Origin of the sequence: Mitsuaria sp. RG (genome assembly GCF_028369275.1) — a bacterium.
GTDB lineage: Bacteria > Pseudomonadota > Gammaproteobacteria > Pseudomonadales > Pseudomonadaceae > Aquipseudomonas > Aquipseudomonas peradeniyensis.
Genome location: NZ_JAQMYQ010000005.1, coordinates 65,079 through 84,780, shown reverse-complemented (window position 1 = coordinate 84,780; position 19,702 = coordinate 65,079). Strand labels below are relative to the sequence as shown.

The 19,702-nt window shown below is 63.9% G+C and carries 16 protein-coding genes; 1 reads left to right on the top strand and 15 read right to left on the bottom strand.

From position 1 onward, the window contains the following. Positions 1–108 precede the first annotated feature (108 nt). Positions 109–1,011, top strand: a complete 903-nt coding sequence (locus POF53_RS04710) for a LysR substrate-binding domain-containing protein (protein ID WP_203651154.1) — start codon at positions 109–111, stop codon at positions 1,009–1,011. 103 nt (positions 1,012–1,114) lie between these two features. On the opposite strand, the gene ispD is transcribed toward POF53_RS04710, so the two are convergent. The 15 genes from ispD to bamA all read right to left on the bottom strand — a co-directional run bounded on the left by ispD (position 1,115) and on the right by bamA (position 19,649). Continuing rightward, positions 1,115–1,822, bottom strand: a complete 708-nt coding sequence (ispD, locus tag POF53_RS04705) for a 2-C-methyl-D-erythritol 4-phosphate cytidylyltransferase (RefSeq protein ID WP_232856797.1) — start codon at positions 1,820–1,822, stop codon at positions 1,115–1,117. After that, a complete protein-coding gene (gene ftsB / locus POF53_RS04700) occupies positions 1,819–2,100 on the bottom strand; it encodes a cell division protein FtsB (RefSeq protein WP_011535259.1) in 282 nt (93 codons plus the stop codon). The genes ispD and ftsB overlap by 4 nt, the downstream gene beginning before the upstream one ends. A 157-nt stretch (positions 2,101–2,257) precedes the next feature. Next, on the bottom strand, positions 2,258–3,547 hold the full coding sequence (gene eno, locus POF53_RS04695) for a phosphopyruvate hydratase (protein ID WP_232856796.1): 1,290 nt from the start codon (positions 3,545–3,547) through the stop codon (positions 2,258–2,260). Between the two features lie 153 nt (positions 3,548–3,700). Continuing rightward, positions 3,701–4,546 (bottom strand): 3-deoxy-8-phosphooctulonate synthase, encoded by an 846-nt coding sequence (gene kdsA, locus POF53_RS04690; RefSeq protein WP_110701896.1) that lies wholly within the window; start codon positions 4,544–4,546, stop codon positions 3,701–3,703. Between the two features lie 3 nt (positions 4,547–4,549). Then, positions 4,550–6,178 (bottom strand): CTP synthase, encoded by a 1,629-nt coding sequence (gene pyrG, locus POF53_RS04685; RefSeq protein WP_186714670.1) that lies wholly within the window; start codon positions 6,176–6,178, stop codon positions 4,550–4,552. A 270-nt stretch (positions 6,179–6,448) separates the two neighbouring features. Continuing rightward, complete coding sequence (tilS, locus tag POF53_RS04680; RefSeq protein WP_498966589.1) at positions 6,449–7,744, bottom strand: tRNA lysidine(34) synthetase TilS; 1,296 nt, start codon at positions 7,742–7,744, stop codon at positions 6,449–6,451. A 98-nt stretch (positions 7,745–7,842) separates the two neighbouring features. After that, a complete protein-coding gene (locus POF53_RS04675) occupies positions 7,843–8,790 on the bottom strand; it encodes an acetyl-CoA carboxylase carboxyltransferase subunit alpha (protein WP_110738407.1) in 948 nt (315 codons plus the stop codon). Between the two features lie 105 nt (positions 8,791–8,895). Beyond that, on the bottom strand, positions 8,896–12,420 hold the full coding sequence (dnaE, locus tag POF53_RS04670) for a DNA polymerase III subunit alpha (protein ID WP_254463924.1): 3,525 nt from the start codon (positions 12,418–12,420) through the stop codon (positions 8,896–8,898). Between the two features lie 183 nt (positions 12,421–12,603). Then, complete coding sequence (rnhB, locus tag POF53_RS04665; RefSeq protein ID WP_498966586.1) at positions 12,604–13,227, bottom strand: ribonuclease HII; 624 nt, start codon at positions 13,225–13,227, stop codon at positions 12,604–12,606. A 1-nt stretch (position 13,228) separates the two neighbouring features. Beyond that, complete coding sequence (gene lpxB / locus POF53_RS04660; protein WP_203651137.1) at positions 13,229–14,356, bottom strand: lipid-A-disaccharide synthase; 1,128 nt, start codon at positions 14,354–14,356, stop codon at positions 13,229–13,231. Position 14,357: 1 nt separating this feature from the next. Next, positions 14,358–15,134 carry an acyl-ACP--UDP-N-acetylglucosamine O-acyltransferase gene (gene lpxA, locus POF53_RS04655; protein WP_028690667.1) on the bottom strand — a complete coding sequence of 259 codons (777 nt, stop codon included), beginning with the start codon at positions 15,132–15,134 and terminating at the stop codon, positions 14,358–14,360. Next, complete coding sequence (gene fabZ / locus POF53_RS04650) at positions 15,131–15,571, bottom strand: 3-hydroxyacyl-ACP dehydratase FabZ (RefSeq protein ID WP_051097422.1); 441 nt, start codon at positions 15,569–15,571, stop codon at positions 15,131–15,133. The genes lpxA and fabZ overlap by 4 nt, the downstream gene beginning before the upstream one ends. A 112-nt stretch (positions 15,572–15,683) precedes the next feature. Further along, entirely contained in the window at positions 15,684–16,739 is a 1,056-nt protein-coding gene (gene lpxD, locus POF53_RS04645) for a UDP-3-O-(3-hydroxymyristoyl)glucosamine N-acyltransferase (protein WP_203651136.1), read from the bottom strand. A 1-nt stretch (position 16,740) separates the two neighbouring features. Then, a complete protein-coding gene (locus POF53_RS04640) occupies positions 16,741–17,244 on the bottom strand; it encodes an OmpH/Skp family outer membrane protein (protein WP_023629834.1) in 504 nt (167 codons plus the stop codon). A gap of 44 nt (positions 17,245–17,288) precedes the next feature. After that, positions 17,289–19,649: an outer membrane protein assembly factor BamA gene (bamA, locus tag POF53_RS04635; RefSeq protein ID WP_028690670.1), complete on the bottom strand. Its 2,361-nt coding sequence runs from the start codon at positions 19,647–19,649 to the stop codon at positions 17,289–17,291. Positions 19,650–19,702: the final 53 nt, after the last annotated feature.

Here is a 19,702-nt window from a genome sequence, read left to right as displayed (position 1 = left end):
TCAAAGGTCTCCAGAAGGATGTCGGTTACTGGCGGTCAGTGTAATTCACCGCCTTTTGATGAATAATCCAGCCATTCACAAAACATTATTGCTATGCAGGGATAATCCATGAGCAGTCGCTGGGAGGGCATCGACGAGTTCGTCGCGGTGGCCGAATCGGGCCAGTTCACCGCCGCCGCCGAACGCCTGGGGGTGTCGTCCTCGCACATCAGCCGGCAGATCGCCCGCCTGGAAGAACGCCTGCAGACTCGCCTGTTGTATCGCAGCACCCGACGGGTGACCCTGAGCGAAGCCGGGCAGACCTTTCTCCAGCACTGCCAGCGCCTGCAGGATGGCCGCGAGGAGGCGCTGCGCGCCATGGGCGACCTGGCCAGCGAGCCCAAGGGCCTGCTGCGCATGACCTGCGCGGTGGCCTATGGCGAACGCTTCATCGTGCCGCTGGTGACGCGCTTCATGGCGCAGTATCCGCAGTTGCGGGTCGAAGTGGAGCTGAGCAACCGTACCCTCGACCTGCTGCACGAAGGCATGGACCTGGCGATTCGCCTGGGGCGCTTGCAGGATTCGCGGCTGGTGGCCACGCGCCTGGCACCAAGGCGCATGTACCTGTGCGCGTCGCCGGCCTACCTGGAGCGCTATGGGCGGCCGCACAGCCTGTCGGAGCTGGCGCGGCACAACTGCCTGGTGGGTAGTTCGGACCTGTGGGCACTGCAGCAGGAGGGTCGCGAGATCACCCAGCGGGTGCAGGGCAACTGGCGCTGCAACAGCGGCCAGGCGGTGCTGGACGCGGCGCTGCAGGGGATGGGGCTGTGCCAGTTGCCGGACTATTACGTGCTCGAGCATTTTCACAGCGGGGCGCTGGTGTCGTTGCTGGAGGGGCATCAGCCGCCGAATACGGCAGTGTGGGCGTTGTATCCGCAGCAGCGGCATCTGTCGCCGAAGGTGAGGCGATTGGTGGACTATCTCAAGGAAGGGTTGGCACAGTTGCCAGAATATAGCAGCACTCCCCTGTAGGAGCGGACTTGCCCCGCAAAGCAGGCGCCGCGTCGCATGGCACCGGCTTTGCCGGTGTTCGCGGGACAAGCCCGCTCCTACAGGGACAGTGCCAGGTCGGCGCTCAGCGGCGCCCGGCCCAGCGCTGGCGCAGCCACTCCAAGTCCTCTGGCCGGGTCACCTTGATGTTGTCGCTGCGCCCTTCGACCAGGCGCGGCGCATAACCGGCCCATTCGATGGCGGACGACTCGTCGGTGACCGCCACATCGGACACCAGGCACTCGGCCAGCGCCCGGTGCAGCATGCCAAGGCGGAACATCTGCGGGGTATAGGCCTGCCAGACGGTGCTGCGATCAACCGTGGCCGCCACCCGGCCCTCGCCGTCGGCACGCTTGAGCGTGTCCCGGGCGGGTACGGCGAGCAATCCGCCGACGGGATCTTCAGCCAGGGCTGACAGCAACTTGTCCAGATCGCTACGTGCCAGGTTCGGCCGCGCGGCGTCGTGCACCAGCACCCAGTCGTCATCCGCCGCGCCCTGGGCATGCAGCAGCAACAGCGCGTTGAGCACCGAGTCGGCGCGCTCGCTACCGCCCGGGGCGCGCTGGATGCGCGGATCGCTGGCGCAACGCAGGCCGGGCCAGTAGGGGTCTTGTTCGGCAATGCTGACCACCAGGCCCTTGAGCATGGGATGGTCGAGGAAACAGTCGAGGCTGTGCTCGAGAATCGTCTGCCCGCCCAGTTGCAAGTACTGCTTGGGACGGTCGGCAGCCATGCGGGCACCAACGCCCGCGGCGGGAATCACGGCCCAGAAGGCCGGCAGTTCGTTTGTCATTTCTGCGGCAGCTGGTAGAGGGTTTCGCCCTCCTTGACCATCCCCAGCTCATGACGAGCCCGTTCTTCCACGGTCTCCATACCTTTCTTCAACTCCAGGACCTCGGCATCGAGCACACGATTGCGCTCCAGCAGGCGTTCGTTTTCCGCATGCTGGTCGGCGATCTGCTGTTTGAGTTCGGTCACTTGCGCCAGGCTGCCATTACCTACCCAAAGGCGATATTGCAGGCCGCCGAGCAGCAGGAGCAGGACGAGGAACAACCAATAGGGACTGCGCATGAAGATATCCAGGGTAAAAAAGGCCGCCGCAGCGAGCTTCCGATAGCACGAAGCCTGGCCGAGGCCAGGCTTCGTCGACAGAAACCCGTGGAGACAACCGAACGATCAGTACGAACGTTCAGCCGGCCCCGGCTGCTGCCTTTTTACCATCTCTTGCTCAGCCGCGAAACTCGGCACGACCGCGATATACGGCCTTGGCGCCCAGTTGCTCCTCGATGCGCAGCAGTTGGTTGTACTTGCTGACGCGGTCGGAACGGCACAGCGAACCGGTCTTGATCTGGCCGGCAGCAGTACCCACGGCCAGATCGGCGATGGTCGAGTCCTCGGTTTCACCGGAACGGTGCGAGATCACCGCGGTGTAGCCGGCGGCCTTGGCCATCTGGATGGCTTCCAGGGTCTCGGTCAGCGAACCGATCTGGTTGAACTTGATCAGGATCGAGTTGCCGATGCCTTTCTCGATGCCTTCCTTGAGGATCTTGGTGTTGGTCACGAACAGGTCGTCGCCGACCAGCTGGACCTTCTCGCCGATCTTGTCGGTCAGGATCTTCCAGCCGGCCCAGTCGGACTCGTCCAGGCCGTCTTCGATCGAGATGATCGGGAAGCGCTCGGTCAGGCCCTTCAGGTAGTCGGCGAAGCCTTCGGCGTCGAACGACTTGCCTTCGCCGGACAGGTTGTACTTGCCGTCTTCATAGAACTCGGAAGCCGCGCAGTCCAGGGCCAGGGTCACGTCGGTGCCCAGCTTGTAGCCGGCCTTCTCGACGGCTTCGGCAATGGCTGCCAGGGCGTCTTCGTTGGAAGCCAGGTTCGGCGCGAAGCCACCTTCGTCACCGACGGCGGTGTTGAGGCCACGGGCCTTCAGCACGGCCTTGAGGTGGTGGAAGATCTCGGTGCCCATGCGCAGGCCGTCGGAGAAGGTCTTGGCACCAACCGGCTGCACCATGAACTCCTGGATGTCGACGTTGTTGTCGGCGTGCTCGCCGCCGTTGATGATGTTCATCATCGGCACCGGCATGGAGTACTGGCCCGGGGTACCATTGAGGTTGGCGATGTGCGCGTACAGCGGCAGGTCCAGGTCCTGGGCGGCGGCCTTGGCGGCGGCCAGGGACACGGCGAGGATGGCGTTGGCGCCCAGCTTGGCCTTGTTCTCGGTACCGTCCAGCTCGATCATGGCACGGTCCAGGGCTTTCTGGTCGGCCGGGTCCTTGCCCAGCAGCAGGTCGCGGATCGGGCCGTTGATGTTGCCGACGGCCTTCAGCACGCCCTTGCCCAGGTAACGGCTCTTGTCGCCATCACGCAGCTCCAGCGCTTCGCGCGAGCCAGTGGAAGCACCCGACGGCGCGCAGGCGCTACCGATGATGCCGTTGTCGAGCAGTACATCGGCTTCCACGGTGGGGTTGCCACGCGAATCGAGAACTTCACGACCTTTGATGTCGACGATCTTTGCCATTGTTGTAAGCACTCCAGAATTGACGAAAACAACGCAGCTTTTGGGAATTCTTGCCGTTCACCAGGCGACATGGCACGGGCAGGCCTGGCGAAGGGAGCCCCTGACCGAAAGGTCAGGGGTGGAACGGGCGGTACTTTACCCGAGAAACGAGCTTTACGCGGTTTCTACCGTCGGAAAACTTTTCACCAGGTCGTCCAGTTGCTTGAGCTGGGCCAGGAACGGCTCCAGCTTGTCCAGGCGCAGGGCACACGGACCGTCACACTTGGCGTTGTCCGGATCCGGGTGGGCCTCGAGGAACAGGCCCGCCAGGCCCTGGCTCATACCGGCCTTGGCCAGGTCGGTGACCTGGGCGCGACGGCCGCCGGCGGAGTCGGCGCGACCACCCGGGGTCTGCAGCGAGTGGGTCACGTCGAAGAACACCGGGTACTCGAACTCTTTCATGATGCCGAAGCCGAGCATGTCCACGACCAGGTTGTTGTAGCCGAAGCTCGAACCGCGCTCACAGAGGATGAGCTGATCGTTGCCGGCCTCGACGCACTTGGCGAGGATGTGCTTCATCTCGTGGGGCGCCAGGAACTGCGCCTTCTTGATGTTGATCACGGCACCGGTCTTGGCCATCGCCACGACCAGGTCGGTCTGGCGCGACAGGAAGGCCGGCAGCTGGATGATGTCGCACACCTTGGCCACCGGCTCGCACTGGTAGGGCTCGTGCACGTCGGTGATCACCGGCACGTTGAAGGTCTGCTTGATCTCTTCGAAGATCTTCAGGCCTTCTTCCATGCCGGGGCCGCGGTACGAGTTGACCGACGAACGGTTGGCCTTGTCGAAGCTGGCCTTGAACACGTATGGGATGCCGAGCTTCTCGGTCACCCGCACGTACTCCTCGCAGACCTTCAGGGCCAGGTCACGGGACTCCAGGACGTTCATGCCGCCGAACAGGACGAACGGCTTGTCGTTGGCGATCTCGATGTTACCGACGCGAATGATCTTCTGAGTCATGGATCAGGCCTTGTTCTTCTGTGCCAGGGCAGCCTTGACGAAGCCGCTGAACAGCGGGTGGCCGTCACGCGGGGTCGAGGTGAATTCCGGGTGGAACTGGCAGGCGACGAACCATGGGTGCTCCTTGGACTCGACCACTTCGACCAGCGCGCCGTCTTCGGAACGACCGGACACCACCAGGCCGGCATCGACCAGTTGCGGCAGCAGGTTGTTGTTCACTTCATAGCGGTGACGGTGACGCTCGGTGATCACGTCCTTGCCGTAGCAGTCGTGGACCTTGGAGCCAGCCGCCAGCTGGCAGTCCTGCGCGCCCAGGCGCATGGTGCCACCCAGGTCGGAGGCTTCGGTACGGGTCTCGACCGCGCCGGTGGCATCGGCCCACTCGGTGATCAGGCCGACGACCGGGTGGCCGCTGTTGCGGTCGAACTCGGTGGAGTTGGCGTCTTTCCAGCCCATCACGTTACGGGCGAACTCGATCACGGCCACCTGCATGCCCAGGCAGATGCCCAGGTACGGAACCTTGTTCTCACGGGCGTACTGCACCGCGGTGATCTTGCCTTCCACGCCACGCAGGCCGAAACCGCCCGGGACCAGGATGGCATCGGCGCCTTCGAGCAGGCTGGTGCCCTGGTTCTCGATGTCTTCGGAGTCGATGTAGCGCAGGTTGACCTTGGTGCGGTTGGTGATGCCGGCGTGGCTCATCGCTTCGATCAGCGACTTGTACGCATCCAGCAGCTCCATGTACTTGCCGACCATGGCGATGGTCACTTCCTGCTCAGGGTTGAGCTTGGCGTCGACGACCTTGTCCCACTCGGACAGGTCGGCGCTGTTGCACTGCAGGCCGAAGCGCTCGACGACGAAGTCGTCCAGGCCTTGTGCGTGCAGCACACCAGGGATCTTGTAGATGGTGTCGACGTCTTCCAGCGAGATCACCGCACGCTCTTCGACGTTGGTGAACAGCGCGATCTTGCGACGCGACGAGGCATCGACCGGGTGGTCGGAGCGGCAGATCAGCACATCCGGCTGCAGGCCGATGGAGCGCAGCTCCTTCACCGAGTGCTGGGTCGGCTTGGTCTTGGTCTCGCCGGCGGTGGCGATGTACGGGACCAGGGTCAGGTGCATCAGCATGGCGCGCTTGGAGCCCACTTCGACGCGCAGCTGGCGGATCGCCTCGAGGAACGGTTGCGACTCGATGTCACCCACGGTGCCGCCGATTTCGACCAGCGCGACGTCGGCATCGCCGGCGCCCTTGATGATGCGGCGCTTGATCTCGTCGGTGATGTGCGGGATGACCTGGATGGTCGCGCCCAGGTAATCACCACGGCGCTCCTTGCGCAGCACGTGCTCGTAGATACGGCCGGTGGTGAAGTTGTTGTTCTGGGTCATCGTGGTGCGGATGAACCGCTCGTAGTGGCCCAGGTCGAGGTCGGTCTCGGCGCCGTCGTGGGTGACGAATACTTCACCGTGCTGGAACGGGCTCATGGTGCCCGGGTCGACGTTGATGTACGGGTCCAGCTTGAGCATGGTGACTTTGAGCCCCCGCGCTTCCAGGATGGCCGCCAGGGAAGCCGAGGCAATGCCTTTCCCCAATGAAGAAACAACACCGCCCGTGACGAATATGTAGCGCGTCATGAAAAACCCTAGAAGTCTGCGTTAAGGCGGCCAGCGCCGCCGGAGAAAGCGAAGGAAGGCCGAAGCCCCCGATCACCTGCGTCAATCACAGTGCATCTCGAAAAACTGCCGCGTCTGTACAGACCAGGGGTATCCCCGGCATGGAGCTCGCTCGTCATTTTAAGAAATCAGCCCAGCAAAAAACTGCTTGGTAATCGGCAACTCCTGTGTTTTTGCGCAACCCACAGAAGTTGTATCAAGAAGGGAGGGTAGTCTACCGGAATGTACCCTTCAGCTCAAACCTTGCACGTTCGTCGGCGGCTGCCAGTGCAGTTGGCAATCTGCCTGCACCCGCTCGGGCAGGTTGGCCACCGCCAGCAACTGCTCGCCACGATACAGCAGCGGCAGGCGCGGGCGCACGAAGTGCGGGACCTGCAGCTCGTTGAGCAGGCGCTTGAGATCGCGCCGGCCGCGGCCGGGCAGTTGCATGACCTCGCCGCCCTGGCGGTAGCGGATATGCAGGCCTTCACCTGGCAGGCCCGACATCAGGCGAACGCTGCCATTACCCGGCAGGCGCAACGGTTTCCCGCTGTCCAGCCAGGGGTAAACGCCCGACACCGCAGCCAGCCAATCGCCACTCAGCCACCAGATACGTCCATGGCTGCGATGCATTTCGCCGTCGGTCAGACGCCAGACCGGGCAGGCATCGGCCGCCGCGTCGCGCAGGTCGCTCCAGCCGGCCCAGTGGCGGCTGTCGGGCAGGCGGGTGCGCTGGCTGAGCCAGAATTGCATGGCGTTGCGTTGACGCGCCGGGGACAGTGCGGTGAGCGCCTCGAGGCTGAGTGAATCCAAACCCAGCCATGACAGCGGCGCATTGTCGCAGGCGACCGCCAGGTCGCTGGCGGCCAGTTCGTCCAGCAGGCCCAGTGCCTCGCCCAGGTGTTCGGCGCTGCGCGCCAGATTGGCTTCGGCCTGGGGCCAGCGCTGGCGCAGGATTGGGAAGACCTCGCCGCGCAGGAAGTTGCGGGCAAAGGCCGTATCGCTATTGGAAGGGTCGTCGACCCATTCCAACCCGTGTCTGTCGGCGTAGGCCTGCAACTGCTGGCGCGACAGCCCCAGCAGCGGCCGCACCAGGCTGCCCTGGCCCAGCGGACGCTGTTGCGCCATGGCGGCCAGCCCACGCAGGCCAGCGCCGCGCAACAGACGCAACAGCAGGGTTTCGGCCTGGTCATCGCGGTGCTGACCGGTGAACAGTACCTCGCCTGCGCCCAGCCGTTTTTCGAAGGCGCCGTAGCGGGCGTTGCGGGCCGCTTGTTCGAGGCTGGCGCCGGGGGCGACCTGGACAGGAATCACATCGAGTTCGACACCCAAGGCGTCGCACACCGCTCGGCAGTGGTCGGGCCAGGTATCGGCGGCGGCTTGCAGGCCGTGATGGACATGGATGGCGCGCAGGGGGGGCGCTGGATGGTTGCGGGTGTAGTCGGCAAGCTGGTGCAGGAGGACTGTGGAGTCCAGGCCGCCGGAGAAGGCGACGTGCCAGGCGGGGGCGTTGAGCCAGGGAGAGAGTTGCGCAGTGAGGTCGAGCATAGTAGTCCCTCTTCAAATCGCATCGCGGGGCAAGCCCGCTCCCACGCTACAGAACGTGGGAGCGGGCTTGCCCCGCGATCGAGGGCGTCAGACTACGATCAGAGGCCGTAGCTCATCAGGCGATCGTAACGGCGCTTGAGCAGCGCGTCGTTGTCGAGCTTGCCGAGCATGTCCAGCTGTTCGATCAGGTCGGCGCGAACATTGGCCGCCATCTTCGCCGGATCACGGTGAGCACCGCCCAGCGGCTCCGCGATGACCTTGTCGACGATGTTCAGGCTCTTCAGACGTTCGGCGGTCACGCCCATGGCCTCGGCGGCATCAGCCGCGCGGTCGGCGGTCTTCCACAGGATCGAGGCGCAACCTTCCGGCGAGATCACCGAGTAGGTCGAGTACTGCAGCATGTTCAGCTGGTCGCACACGCCGATGGCCAGTGCGCCGCCGGAACCGCCTTCACCGATCACGGTGGCGATGATCGGCGTCTTCAGGCGCGCCATCACACGCAGGTTCCAGGCGATGGCCTCGCTCTGGTTGCGCTCCTCGGCGTCGATGCCCGGGTAGGCGCCCGGGGTGTCGATGAAGGTCAGGATCGGCATCTTGAAGCGCTCGGCCATTTCCATCAGGCGGCAGGCCTTGCGGTAGCCTTCAGGGCGCGGCATGCCGAAGTTGCGGCGCACCTTCTCGCGCACTTCACGGCCCTTCTGGTGACCGATGACCATGACCGGCTTGTCGTTCAGACGCGCGGTACCACCGACGATGGCGGCGTCGTCGGCGAAATGACGGTCGCCGTGCAGCTCCTCGAACTCGGTGAAGATGTGGTCGATGTAGTCGAGGGTGTAAGGGCGGCGCGGGTGACGGGCCAGGCGAGCGATCTGCCAGCTGGTCAGGTTGCCGAAGATGCTCTCGGTCAGGGTGCTGCTCTTGTCCTGCAGACGGGCAATTTCATCGCTGATGTTCAGCGAGTTGTCGTTGCCCACCAGGCGCAGCTCTTCGATCTTGGCTTGCAGGTCGGCAATCGGCTGTTCGAAATCGAGGAAATTCGGGTTCATAGGCTTCCGTCTTGGGTCTACGGCCAGGCGGCCGGCCGGTTGATCCGTTTGGCGCCCTACCTTAAGGGATCAGGCGCATAAAGGTCGAGATTAAAATTCGTCGTTTCAACGGTATTGCAGGAAGACGTTCTCACGCCCGAACTGGTCACGCAGTGCCTGAATCAGCCCATCGGCCGGATCGATCGACCACTGGTCGCCAAACTGCAGCATGGCCTTGGCGTCGCTGCCGGTGTACTCCAGGGTGATCGGGCAACCACCGCGATGGCGGGTGATCAGCTCGCCCAACCACTTCAGACGATCGCCCTTGAGCGCGTCGTGGCCGACCTTCAGGCGCAGGCTCTCGGCCAGCTTGGTCCGGGCGTCCTCCATGGTCATCACGGTCTTGACCCGCAGGCGCAGGCCGCCGGAGAAGTCATCGTTACTCACCTCCCCTTCCACCACCACCATGGCGTCAGTCTGCAGCAGGGCCTGGGCGCCCATGAAGGCATCGGCGAACAGCGAGGCCTCGATGCGCCCGGAACGGTCATCCAGGGTGACGAAGCCCATCTTGTCGCCCTTCTTGTTCTTCATTACCCGCAGGGCAATGATCATGCCGGCAATGGTCTGGGTATCTCGCGCCGGCTTGAGGTCGACGATGCGCTGGCGGGCGAAGCGGCGGATCTCGGTCTCGTATTCGTCGATCGGATGGCCGGTCAGGTACAGGCCGAGGGTGTCTTTCTCACCCTTGAGGCGCTCCTTGAGGGTCAGCTCGCGCACCTTGCGATGGTTGGCGTAGACGTCGACATCCGCCTCGTCGAACATGCCGCCAAACAGATCGACATGACCACTGTCCGCGGTGTGAGCGGCCTGCTCGGCAGCCTTGACCGCCTCGCCCAGCGCCGACAGCAAGGTTGCACGGTTGATGTCGATGTTGGCCTGATAAGCCTTGATCTCATCATGGAAGTGCGGCCCCAGGCGGTCCAGCGCACCACTGCGGATCAGCGCGTCGAGGGTCCGCTTGTTGACCCGCTTGAGGTCGATCCGCTCGCAGAAGTCGAACAGGTCCTTGAACGGGCCGCCCTGGGCACGGGCCTCGACGATCGCCTCGACCGGCCCTTCGCCCACGCCCTTGATCGCGCCCAGGCCATAAACGATGCGCCCGTCATTGTTGACGGTGAACTTGAAGTCGGAGAAGTTCACGTCCGGCGCGTCCAGGCGCAGCTTCATGCTGCGCACTTCCTCGACCAGCACCACCACCTTGTCGGTGTTGTGCATATCCGCCGACAGCACCGCGGCCATGAATGGCGCCGGGTGGTGGGTCTTCAGCCAGGCGGTCTGGTATGACACCAGGCCGTAGGCGGCGGAGTGGGATTTGTTGAAGCCGTAGCCGGCGAATTTTTCTACCAGGTCGAAAATGTTACCGGCCAGGTCCGCATCGATGTTGTTGGCCACGCAGCCTTCGATGAAACCACCGCGCTGCTTGGCCATCTCCTCGGGCTTTTTCTTACCCATGGCCCGACGCAGCATGTCGGCGCCACCGAGGGTGTAGCCGGCCATCACCTGGGCGATCTGCATCACCTGCTCCTGGTACAGGATGATGCCGTAGGTAGGCGCGAGTACCGGCTTGAGGCCTTCGTACTGGTAGTCGGAATGCGGGTAGGCCAGCTCTGCCCGACCGTGCTTGCGGTTGATGAAGTCGTCAACCATGCCCGATTGCAGCGGGCCCGGACGGAACAGCGCCACCAGTGCGATGAGGTCTTCCAGGCAGTCGGGCTTGAGCTTCTTGATCAGCTCCTTCATGCCACGGGATTCGAGCTGGAACACTGCCGTGGTCTCGGCTTTCTGCAGCAGCTCGTAGGTCTTGCGGTCGTCCAGGGGGATGAAGTCGATGTTGACGTCGGGCAGGTTCTTCTTGGCCTGCTCGCGGTTGATGATCTCCATCGCCCACTTGATGATGGTCAGGGTCCGCAGGCCGAGGAAGTCGAACTTCACCAGGCCTGCGGCCTCGACGTCGTCCTTGTCGAACTGGGTCACCAGGCCGCCGCCCTCTTCGTCACAGGCGATCGGCGAGAAGTCGGTAAGCTTGGTCGGCGCGATCACCACGCCACCGGCGTGCTTGCCTGTACCGCGGGTAACACCCTCGAGCTTGAGGGCCATGTCCCAGATCTCGCGGGCATCCTCGTCGCCCTTGAGGAAGTCGCGCAGGATCTCTTCCTGCTCGTAGGCCTTCTCCAGGGTCATGCCCACTTCGAACGGGATCATCTTCGACAGGCGGTCGGCCAGGCCGTAGGACTTGCCTTGCACCCGCGCCACGTCGCGCACCACCGCCTTGGCGGCCATGGTGCCGAAGGTGATGATCTGGCTCACCGCGTTGCGGCCATAGGCCTCGGCCACGTAATCGATCACCCGGTCACGGCCATCCATGCAGAAGTCGACGTCGAAGTCGGGCATGGAAATACGTTCTGGGTTCAGGAAGCGCTCGAACAGCAGGTCATAGGCCAGCGGGTCGAGGTCGGTGATCTTCAGTACATAGGCCACCAGGGAACCGGCACCCGAACCCCGGCCCGGGCCGACCGGCACGTCGTTGTTCTTCGCCCACTTGATGAAGTCCATAACGATCAGGAAGTAACCGGGGAAGCCCATCTGGATGATGATATCCAGCTCGAACTTCAGACGGTCCAGGTAGACCTGGCGCTTCTCTTCGTAGTTGGGCGTGGTCTCCTTCGGCCAGAGCACCGCCAGGCGCTCCTCCAGGCCCTCGTGGGAGACGTGACGCAGGTAGTCGTCGATGCCCATGCCGTTGGGCGTGGGGAAATCGGGGAGGAAGTACTTGCCCAGCTGCACGGTGATGTTGCAACGCTTGGCGATCTCGACGGTGTTGGCGATGGCGTCCGGCAGGTCGCTGAACAGCTCGGCCATCTCCTCCGGCGACTTGAGGTACTGCTGGTCGCTGTAGCCGCGCGGGCGGCGCGGGTCGTCGAGGGTCCAGCCCTCGCCGATACAGACGCGGGTCTCGTGGGCGTCGAAGTCCGACTGCTTGATGAAGCGCACGTCGTTGGTCGCCACCAGCGGCGCGCCAAACTTGTCGGCCAGGGCCACGGCGGCGTGCACGTACTCTTCGTCACCGGCGCGGTTGGTGCGCTGCAGCTCGACGTAGAAACGATCCGGGAACAGGCCCATCCAGTCGCCGAGCAGGGCTTGGGCCTCGTCTTGGCGCCCGGCCATCAGGGCCACGCCGATATCACCTTCCTTGCCAGCGGACAGGGCGATCAGCCCCTCGCTGGCCGGGGCGATCCAGTCGCGCTGAATGATCACCAGGCCGTTGCGCTGGCCGTCGGTCCAGCCGCGCGAGATCAGCTCGGTGAGATTGCGGTAGCCCTTGGGGTTCATGGCCAGGAAGCAGATGCGCGACAGCGGCGCCTCGGGGTCGGCCCCGGCCAGCCACAGGTCGGCGCCACAGATCGGCTTGATGCCGGCGCCCATGGCGGTCTTGTAGAACTTCACCAGCGAGCACATGTTGCTCTGGTCGGTGATCGCCACCGCCGGCATGTTCATCCCGGCCAGGGCCTTGGCCAGCGGCTTGATCCGCACCAGGCCGTCGACCAGGGAGAATTCGGAGTGCACGCGAAGGTGAACGAAGGAGACCGGCATGGAGGATCCTGTAGCAGTGCTGAACGACAAGGGCGGGATTGTAGCGTATTGCTCTTCGCTTGCCTCGCCTGCAGGTCAGCGGTTGGTTGCAGAATGCATCGCGGGGCAAGCCCGCTCCCACGCAGCCGATTCCAGTGCAGGCTTGGCGTGGGAGCGGGCTTGCCCCGCGATGAATGGCGCCGATCAGATCAGCGAGGTGGAAATACCTTCACGGGCTTCCCATGCGGCCCGAACAGGCGCGAACGAGCGCCGATGAATGGGCGTCGGCCCAAGACGTGCCAGGGCCTCGAGGTGTACCGGGGTCGGATAGCCCTTGTGCCCGCCGATCCCGTACCCCGGGTAGATCAGCTCGAACTCGCTCATCTCGCGATCACGGGTAACCTTGGCCAGGATCGAAGCCGCCGCGATCGCCGGCACCTGGGAGTCGCCCTTGACCACCGGCGCCGCCGGCACGGCCAGCTTCGGGCAACGGTTGCCGTCGATCAGCGCCAGTTTCGGCGTGATGTGCAGCCCTTCGACCGCGCGCTGCATGGCCAGCATGGTGGCCTGGAGGATGTTCAGGCTGTCGATCTCCTCGACCTCGGCCCGGGCGATGAAGAAGCTCAGGGCCTTTTCGCGAATCTCGTCGAACAGCGCGTCGCGCTTGGCCTCGGTAAGCTTCTTCGAGTCGTTCAGGCCGAGGATCGGTCGGCGCGGGTCGAGAATCACCGCCGCGGTGACCACCGCGCCGCACAGCGGGCCGCGACCCACTTCATCGACGCCGGCCACCAGCTCTTCAACCAGGTTGAAATCCAGTCCCATCTGCATGTCAGCTGTCCTTCAACAGGGCGAGCACCGCGTCGGCCGCCTGGTTGGAGGCGTCGCGGCGCAGGGTGCGGTGGATCTGGTCGAAGCTGTCGGTCTGTTGCGAGCCGTCCTTGACCAGCGGCGCCAGGGTCTGCGCCAGGGCTTCGCTGGTGGCGGCGTCCTGCAGCAGCTCCGGCACCAGCAGGCGCTGGGCCAGCAAGTTGGGCAGCGACACGTACGGGCTCTTGACCATGCGCTTGAGGATCCAATAGGTCAGCGGCGCCAGGCGGTAGGCCACCACCATCGGTCGCTTGTACAGCATCGCTTCAAGGGTGGCGGTGCCGGAGGCGATCAGCACCGCGTCACAGGCGGCCAACGCCTGGTGCGAGCGGCCGTCCAGCAGGGTCAGCGGCAGCTCGCGCCCTTCGAGCATCTGCTCGACCTGGGCGCGCCGGGCGGCATTGGCGCACGGCAGCACGAAGCGCACGCCGGGCACCAGCTCGCACAGGCGCTGGGCGGCATCGAGGAACAAGGCACCCAGGCGTCCCACCTCACCACCCCGGCTGCCGGGCATCAGCGCGATCACCGGCCCTTCGCCCAGGCCGAGCTCGGCACGCGCCGCGCCACGGTCGGCCTCCAGGGGAATGGTGTCCGCCAGCGGATGGCCGACGAAACGCACCGGCACACCTTGCTCTTCATAGAAACGCGCTTCGAACGGCAGCAGGGTGAGCATCAGGTCGCACCCCTCGCGAATCTTCAGCACGCGCTTCTGCCGCCAGGCCCAGACCGACGGGCTGACGTAATGCACCGTCTTGATCCCGGCCTGGCGCAGCTTGAGTTCGATATTGAGGGTGAAATCGGGGGCGTCGATGCCAATGAACACGTCGGGCTTTTCGCCGATCAGCGTCTGGATCAGTTCCTTGCGCCGCTTGAGCAGCTCGCGCAGGCGCCCGAGCACCTCGACCAGGCCCATGACGGCCAGACGTTCCATCGGAAAGTAGGAGGTCATGCCCTCGGCTTCCATCAAGGGACCGCCAACACCGATGAACCGTACATCGGGATGACGTGCCTTGATGGCGCGCATCAGGCCGGAACCAAGAATATCGCCGCTGGCCTCGCCCGCGACCAGCGCCACGCAGAGCTGGGCCATGTCAGCGGGTGATGCCGCGTGCGGAATTGGCGATCGATTGGCGGAACAGGTCGACTTCGGGGAACTGCGTTACCAGTTCATCCAGCTCCTTGAGCGCCTCTTCGACGGTCAGGCCCTGCCGGTAGACGATCTTGTAGGCGCGACGCAGGGCGTGCAGTACTTCGTCGCTGAAACCGCGACGGCGCAGGCCTTCGAAGTTCATGCTGCGCGCCTCGGCCGGGCTGCCGAACACGGTGACGTAGGCCGGTACGTCCTTGCCGATCGCGGTGCCCATGCCGGAAAACGCGTGGGCGCCGATATGGCAGTACTGGTGTACCAGGGTGTAGCCGGACAGGATCGCCCAGTCGCCGACATGCACATGGCCCGCCAGCGCGGTGTTGTTGACCAGGATGCAGTGGTTGCCGATGACGCTGTCGTGGCCGATGTGGGCATAGGCCATGATCAGGTTGTGATCGCCCAGGGTCGTTTCCGAACGGTCCTGGACGGTGCCGCGGTGGATGGTGACACCCTCGCGGATCACGTTGTGGTCACCGATCACCAGGCGCGTCGGCTCACCCTTGTACTTCAGGTCAGGGGTGTCTTCACCGATAGATGAAAACTGGTAGATACGGTTGTGCTTGCCGATGCGGGTCGGCCCCTTGAGCACCACGTGCGGACCGATGACGGTGCCCTCCCCGATTTCCACATCGGGGCCTACGATCGACCAGGGGCCGACCTCGACGCCCTCGGCCAGCTTGGCCGAGGGGTCGATGATCGCCCTTGGGTCAATCGAACTCATAGGGAGCGTTCCGCGCAGGTGATCTCGGCCGAGCAGACCGGCTTGCCGTCCACCAGGGCGCGGCACTCGAACTTCCAGATCATGCTCTTGCGGCTGAGGAACCTGGCTTCCAGCACCAGCTGGTCGCCCGGCAGCACCGGCTGGCGGAAGCGCAGCTTGTCGGAGCCGACGAAGTAGTAGAGGGTGCCGTCCGCCGGCTTGGCGTCGAGCATCTTGAATCCGAGAATCCCGGCCGCCTGGGCCATCGCCTCGATGATCAGCACGCCCGGCATGATCGGATGCGCCGGGAAGTGGCCATTGAAGAACGGCTCGTTGATGCTGACATTCTTGTAGGCACGAATGCTTTGGGCCTCGAAGTCCAGGTCCGTCACACGATCCACCAACAGGAACGGGTAACGGTGAGGCAGGTATTCGCGAATCTCGTTGATGTCCATCATTTCGGGGGGAAGCCTGTATAAGAATAGGGAGCGCAGGTGCTGACCACACGCTCCTTTTGCAGATCCAAAGAGGAGCCAGCTAGCGACTGTAACGCTTGCTCAGTAAATGGTATCAGCCTTCTGATGCCGGCTGGCCACCTGAGGTCACGGTGTCGACACGCTTTTCCAGCTGCTGGAGACGCTTGGACATCTCGTCCAGCTGGCGAATGCGAGCGGCGCTCTTGCGCCACTCGGCCAAGGGTTGCATGGCCGTACCGGAAGAATAGCCACCCGGCTCGGTAATCGAACGGGTCACCATGGTCATGCCGGAGACAAAGACATTGTCGCAGACGTCGATGTGGCCGACCATCCCGACGCCACCGGCAATCATGCAATGCTTGCCGATCCGGGTGCTGCCGGAAATCCCGACGCAGGCCGCCATCGCCGTGTGGTCGCCGACCTGCACGTTGTGGGCGATCTGGATCTGGTTGTCGAGCTTGACGCCATCGCCAATGCGGGTGTCCGACAGCGCGCCGCGGTCTACCGCGGTGTTCACACCGATCTCCACGTCATCACCCAGGGTGACGCCGCCGATCTGCGCGATCTTGCGCCAGATACCTTTCTCGTTGGCAAAGCCGAAGCCCTCGCCGCCGATCACCGCGCCGGATTGGATGACCACCCGCTTGCCGATGGTCACGTCGTGATACAGCGTGACCCGCGGGGCCAGCCAGCCACCCTCGCCGATGACGCAGCGGGCACCGACGAAGCAGTGCGCGCCAACCGTTACATTGGCGCCAATGCGCGCACCGCTCTCGATCACCGCGAACGGGCCGATGCTGGCGCTGGCATCCACCTGGGCATCCTCGGCAACCACGGCGCTGGGATGGACTCCCGCCACAGCCTTGGGCTTTGGATCGAACAGGTGCGAAATGCGTGCATAGGCCAGGTAAGGGTCGGGAACGATCAGGGCGTTGCCGGCAAAACCTTCGGCGTCCTCGGCCTTGAGCAATACCGCGCTGGCCGAGGAATCGTCCAGGAACTTGCGGTACTGCTTGTTGGCCAGGAAGCTCAACTGCCCGGAACCGGCCTCCTGCAAGGTGGCCAGCCCGGTGATCTGCAGCGCTTCGGGGCCTTTGAGTTCGGCCCCGAGGGCCTCGGCCAGCTGGCCGAGCGTCATGGTCACGGTCATATCAACGAGCTTGGTTCATGCGCTCGATGACCTGGCGGGTGATGTCGTACTGCGGCTTGACATCGATGACCGCGCCACGCTCCAGAACCAGGTCGAAACCGCCCTTCTTGATCACTTCCTCGACAGCACCGTCAAGCTTCGGCTTGAGTTGCTTGAGCATGTCGCGGTCGGCCACGGCCTTGGCTTCGTTGAGTTCCTTGGACTGGAACTGGAAGTCACGGGCTTTTTGCTTGAACTCGAGTTCCAGGCGTTCACGCTCAGGCTGAGGCATCTTGTCGCCGCCCTTGATCAGGCGGTCCTGGATACCCTTGGCGCTGCTTTCCAGGCCCTTGAGCTTGGTCAGTTGCGGACCGAACTTCTTCTCGGCGTCAACGGCGTACTTCTTGGCCGCATCGGATTCCAGCAGGGCCATCTGATAGTTCAGCACGGCAACTTTCATTTCGGCGAAAGCCGGGGTGGCGACCAGCGCCGCGGCCACGAGGGCCAGTTGGGTCAACTTACGCACGATGCACTCCTGGATAATCCGTTGTCGTTATGCAAGGGCCGACCTCAGAAGGTCTGGCCCAGAGAGAATTGGAACACTTGCGTGTCGGCGTCGTCCGGCTTCTTGATCGGCATCGCCAGGCTGAAGCTCAACGGGCCCAGCGCGGTGATCCAGGTCACGCCCAGACCGACCGAGCTGGCCATGTCCGAGAAACCGACCTTGGTGCAATCGGGCTTGGAGCCGCAGTTGGTGTCGAACACGTTACCCACGTCCCAGAACACGGACGTGCGCAGCGAACGCTGATCCTTGACGAACGGCAGCGGGAACAGCAGCTCCACGCCACCCTGGACGAGGACGTTGCCACCGAACGGCAGCGGATCCTGGTCCGGGTCGGCGATGGTGCCCTGGTTGCCGGTTACCGCGGCGCCACGACTCGGGGTGCTGCGTGGACCCAGGGTGCTGTCCTTGAAGCCGCGCACGGAGTTGAAGCCGCCCGCGTAGTAGTTTTCATAGAACGGCAGGCCGGAGGTCGAGCCGAAACCATCACCATAGCCCAGCTCGGTGTGCAGGCGCAGGGTGTAGTCGTTGTTGATCGGCTTGAACAGCTGGCCACGGTAGTCGAGCTTGTAGAACGACAGGTCGCTGCCAGGCACGGTGGTTTCCAGGGTCAGGCTCTGGGAGTGACCGCGGGTAGCCAGCACGCCTTTGTTCAGGGTCGACTCGGACCAGCCGATCGACGCCTTGAAGTTCAGGAAGTTGTCGCCCTCGTCCTGGAGGAACTTGAAGATCTCGTCGACGGTGTAGCGGCCGGTCTTGATCTTGTCCTGCTGCACGGTCAGGCCGTAGGTCAGGCGCGAGGTCTCGCTGATCGGGTAGCCGAGGCTGACACCGGCACCGAGGCTGTCCACCGCGTAGCTGGCCACGTCGACGTCGAGGTCGTCGTAGTCGGTGCTGCGGTAGAAGGCGTTGTAGCCCAGGCTCACGCCATCGGCGGTGAAGTAGGGGTCGACGTAGCCGAAGTTGTAGCGGGTCTGGTACTCGGAACGGGTCAGGCCGATGGATACCTTGTTACCGGTACCGAGGAAGTTGTTCTGGCTGATCGAGCCGCCCAGGATCAGGCCGGCGCTCTGGGCGAAACCGACGCTGGCGGTGATCGAGCCGGAGGCCTGCTCTTCGACGCTGTAGTTGACGTCGACCTGGTCGTCGGTGCCCGGCACCGGCGGCGTCTCGACGTTGACTTCCTTGAAGAAGCCCAGGCGCTCGAGGCGGGTCTTGGACTGGTCGATCAGGTAGGTCGAAGCCCAGCCACCTTCCATCTGGCGCATTTCGCGGCGCAGCACTTCGTCTTCGGTCTTGGTGTTGCCGCGGTAGTTGATGCGGTTGACGTAGGCACGCTTGCCCGGATCGACGACGAACATGATGTCGACGGTGTGGTCCTGGTCATTCGGCTGCGGCACGCCGTTGACGTTGGCGAAGGTGTAGCCTTCGTTGCCCAGACGACGGGTGATCAGGTCGGAGGTGGTGGTCATCACCTTGCGCGAAAACACCTGGCCCGGCTGCACCAGCAGCAGCGACTTGACCTGGTCTTCCGGCACTTTCAGGTCACCGGACAGCTTCACGTCGCGGACGGTGTACTTCTCGCCCTCGTTGATGTTGACGGTGATGTAGACGTGCTTCTTGTCCGGGGTGATCGACACCTGGGTGGACGCGATGTCCATGTTGATGTAGCCGCGGTCCAGGTAGTAGGAACGCAGGCGCTCCAGGTCACCGGAGAGTTTTTCCCGGGCGTACTTGTCGTCGTTCTTGAAGAACGACAACCAGTTGGTGGTCTTGAGCTCGAACAGCTGGCCGAGGGTCTCGTCGTCGAAGACCGTGTTGCCCACCACGTTGATGTGCTGGATCGCGGCCACGGTGCCTTCGTTGATCTTGATCTTCAGGCCCACGCGGTTGCGCGGCTGCGGCACGACTTCGGCGTCGACCTCGGCGGAGTAGCGGCCCTGGGCCACGTACTGACGCTGCAGTTCGTTACGCACGCCTTCCAGCGTCGCGCGCTGGAAGATCTCGCCTTCGGCCAGGCCCGACTGTTTCAGGCCTTTCATCAGGTCTTCGGTGCTGATCGCCTTGTTGCCTTCGATCTCGATGCTCGACACCGAGGGGCGCTCGACCACGTTGATGATCAGGACATTGCCGTCGCGGTTCAGCTGGATGTCCTGGAAGAAGCCGGTCTTGAACAGCGAGCGGGTCGACTCGACCAGACGGCGGTCGTCGACCTGGTCACCGACGTTCAGCGGCAACGCGCCGAACACGCTGCCGGCGGACACCCGCTGCAGGCCGTTGACACGAATATCGGAGATGGTGAAGGACTCGGCGTGAACTTCAGCGATCATCAGTGCGGAGAGCACCGCAGTTAGCAGCAGACGTTTCATGAAGTCCTTTTATTCCAACTGGCAATAAACAACCTGCCGCGACAAGGCGGCAG

Excerpts from the sequence above, each read along its gene's own strand:
- POF53_RS04710 (WP_203651154.1), top strand. The coding sequence starts at position 109 with ATGAGCAGTCGCTGGGAGGGCATCGACGAGTTCGTCGCGGTGGCCGAA.
- ispD (WP_232856797.1), bottom strand. The coding sequence starts at position 1,822 with ATGACAAACGAACTGCCGGCCTTCTGGGCCGTGATTCCCGCCGCGGGC.
- ftsB (WP_011535259.1), bottom strand. The coding sequence starts at position 2,100 with ATGCGCAGTCCCTATTGGTTGTTCCTCGTCCTGCTCCTGCTGCTCGGC.
- eno (WP_232856796.1), bottom strand. The coding sequence starts at position 3,547 with ATGGCAAAGATCGTCGACATCAAAGGTCGTGAAGTTCTCGATTCGCGT.
- kdsA (WP_110701896.1), bottom strand. The coding sequence starts at position 4,546 with ATGACTCAGAAGATCATTCGCGTCGGTAACATCGAGATCGCCAACGAC.
- pyrG (WP_186714670.1), bottom strand. The coding sequence starts at position 6,178 with ATGACGCGCTACATATTCGTCACGGGCGGTGTTGTTTCTTCATTGGGG.
- tilS (WP_498966589.1), bottom strand. The coding sequence starts at position 7,744 with ATGCTCGACCTCACTGCGCAACTCTCTCCCTGGCTCAACGCCCCCGCC.
- POF53_RS04675 (WP_110738407.1), bottom strand. The coding sequence starts at position 8,790 with ATGAACCCGAATTTCCTCGATTTCGAACAGCCGATTGCCGACCTGCAA.
- dnaE (WP_254463924.1), bottom strand. The coding sequence starts at position 12,420 with ATGCCGGTCTCCTTCGTTCACCTTCGCGTGCACTCCGAATTCTCCCTG.
- rnhB (WP_498966586.1), bottom strand. The coding sequence starts at position 13,227 with ATGCAGATGGGACTGGATTTCAACCTGGTTGAAGAGCTGGTGGCCGGC.
- lpxB (WP_203651137.1), bottom strand. The coding sequence starts at position 14,356 with ATGGCCCAGCTCTGCGTGGCGCTGGTCGCGGGCGAGGCCAGCGGCGAT.
- lpxA (WP_028690667.1), bottom strand. The coding sequence starts at position 15,134 with ATGAGTTCGATTGACCCAAGGGCGATCATCGACCCCTCGGCCAAGCTG.
- fabZ (WP_051097422.1), bottom strand. The coding sequence starts at position 15,571 with ATGATGGACATCAACGAGATTCGCGAATACCTGCCTCACCGTTACCCG.
- lpxD (WP_203651136.1), bottom strand. The coding sequence starts at position 16,739 with ATGACCGTGACCATGACGCTCGGCCAGCTGGCCGAGGCCCTCGGGGCC.
- bamA (WP_028690670.1), bottom strand. The coding sequence starts at position 19,649 with ATGAAACGTCTGCTGCTAACTGCGGTGCTCTCCGCACTGATGATCGCT.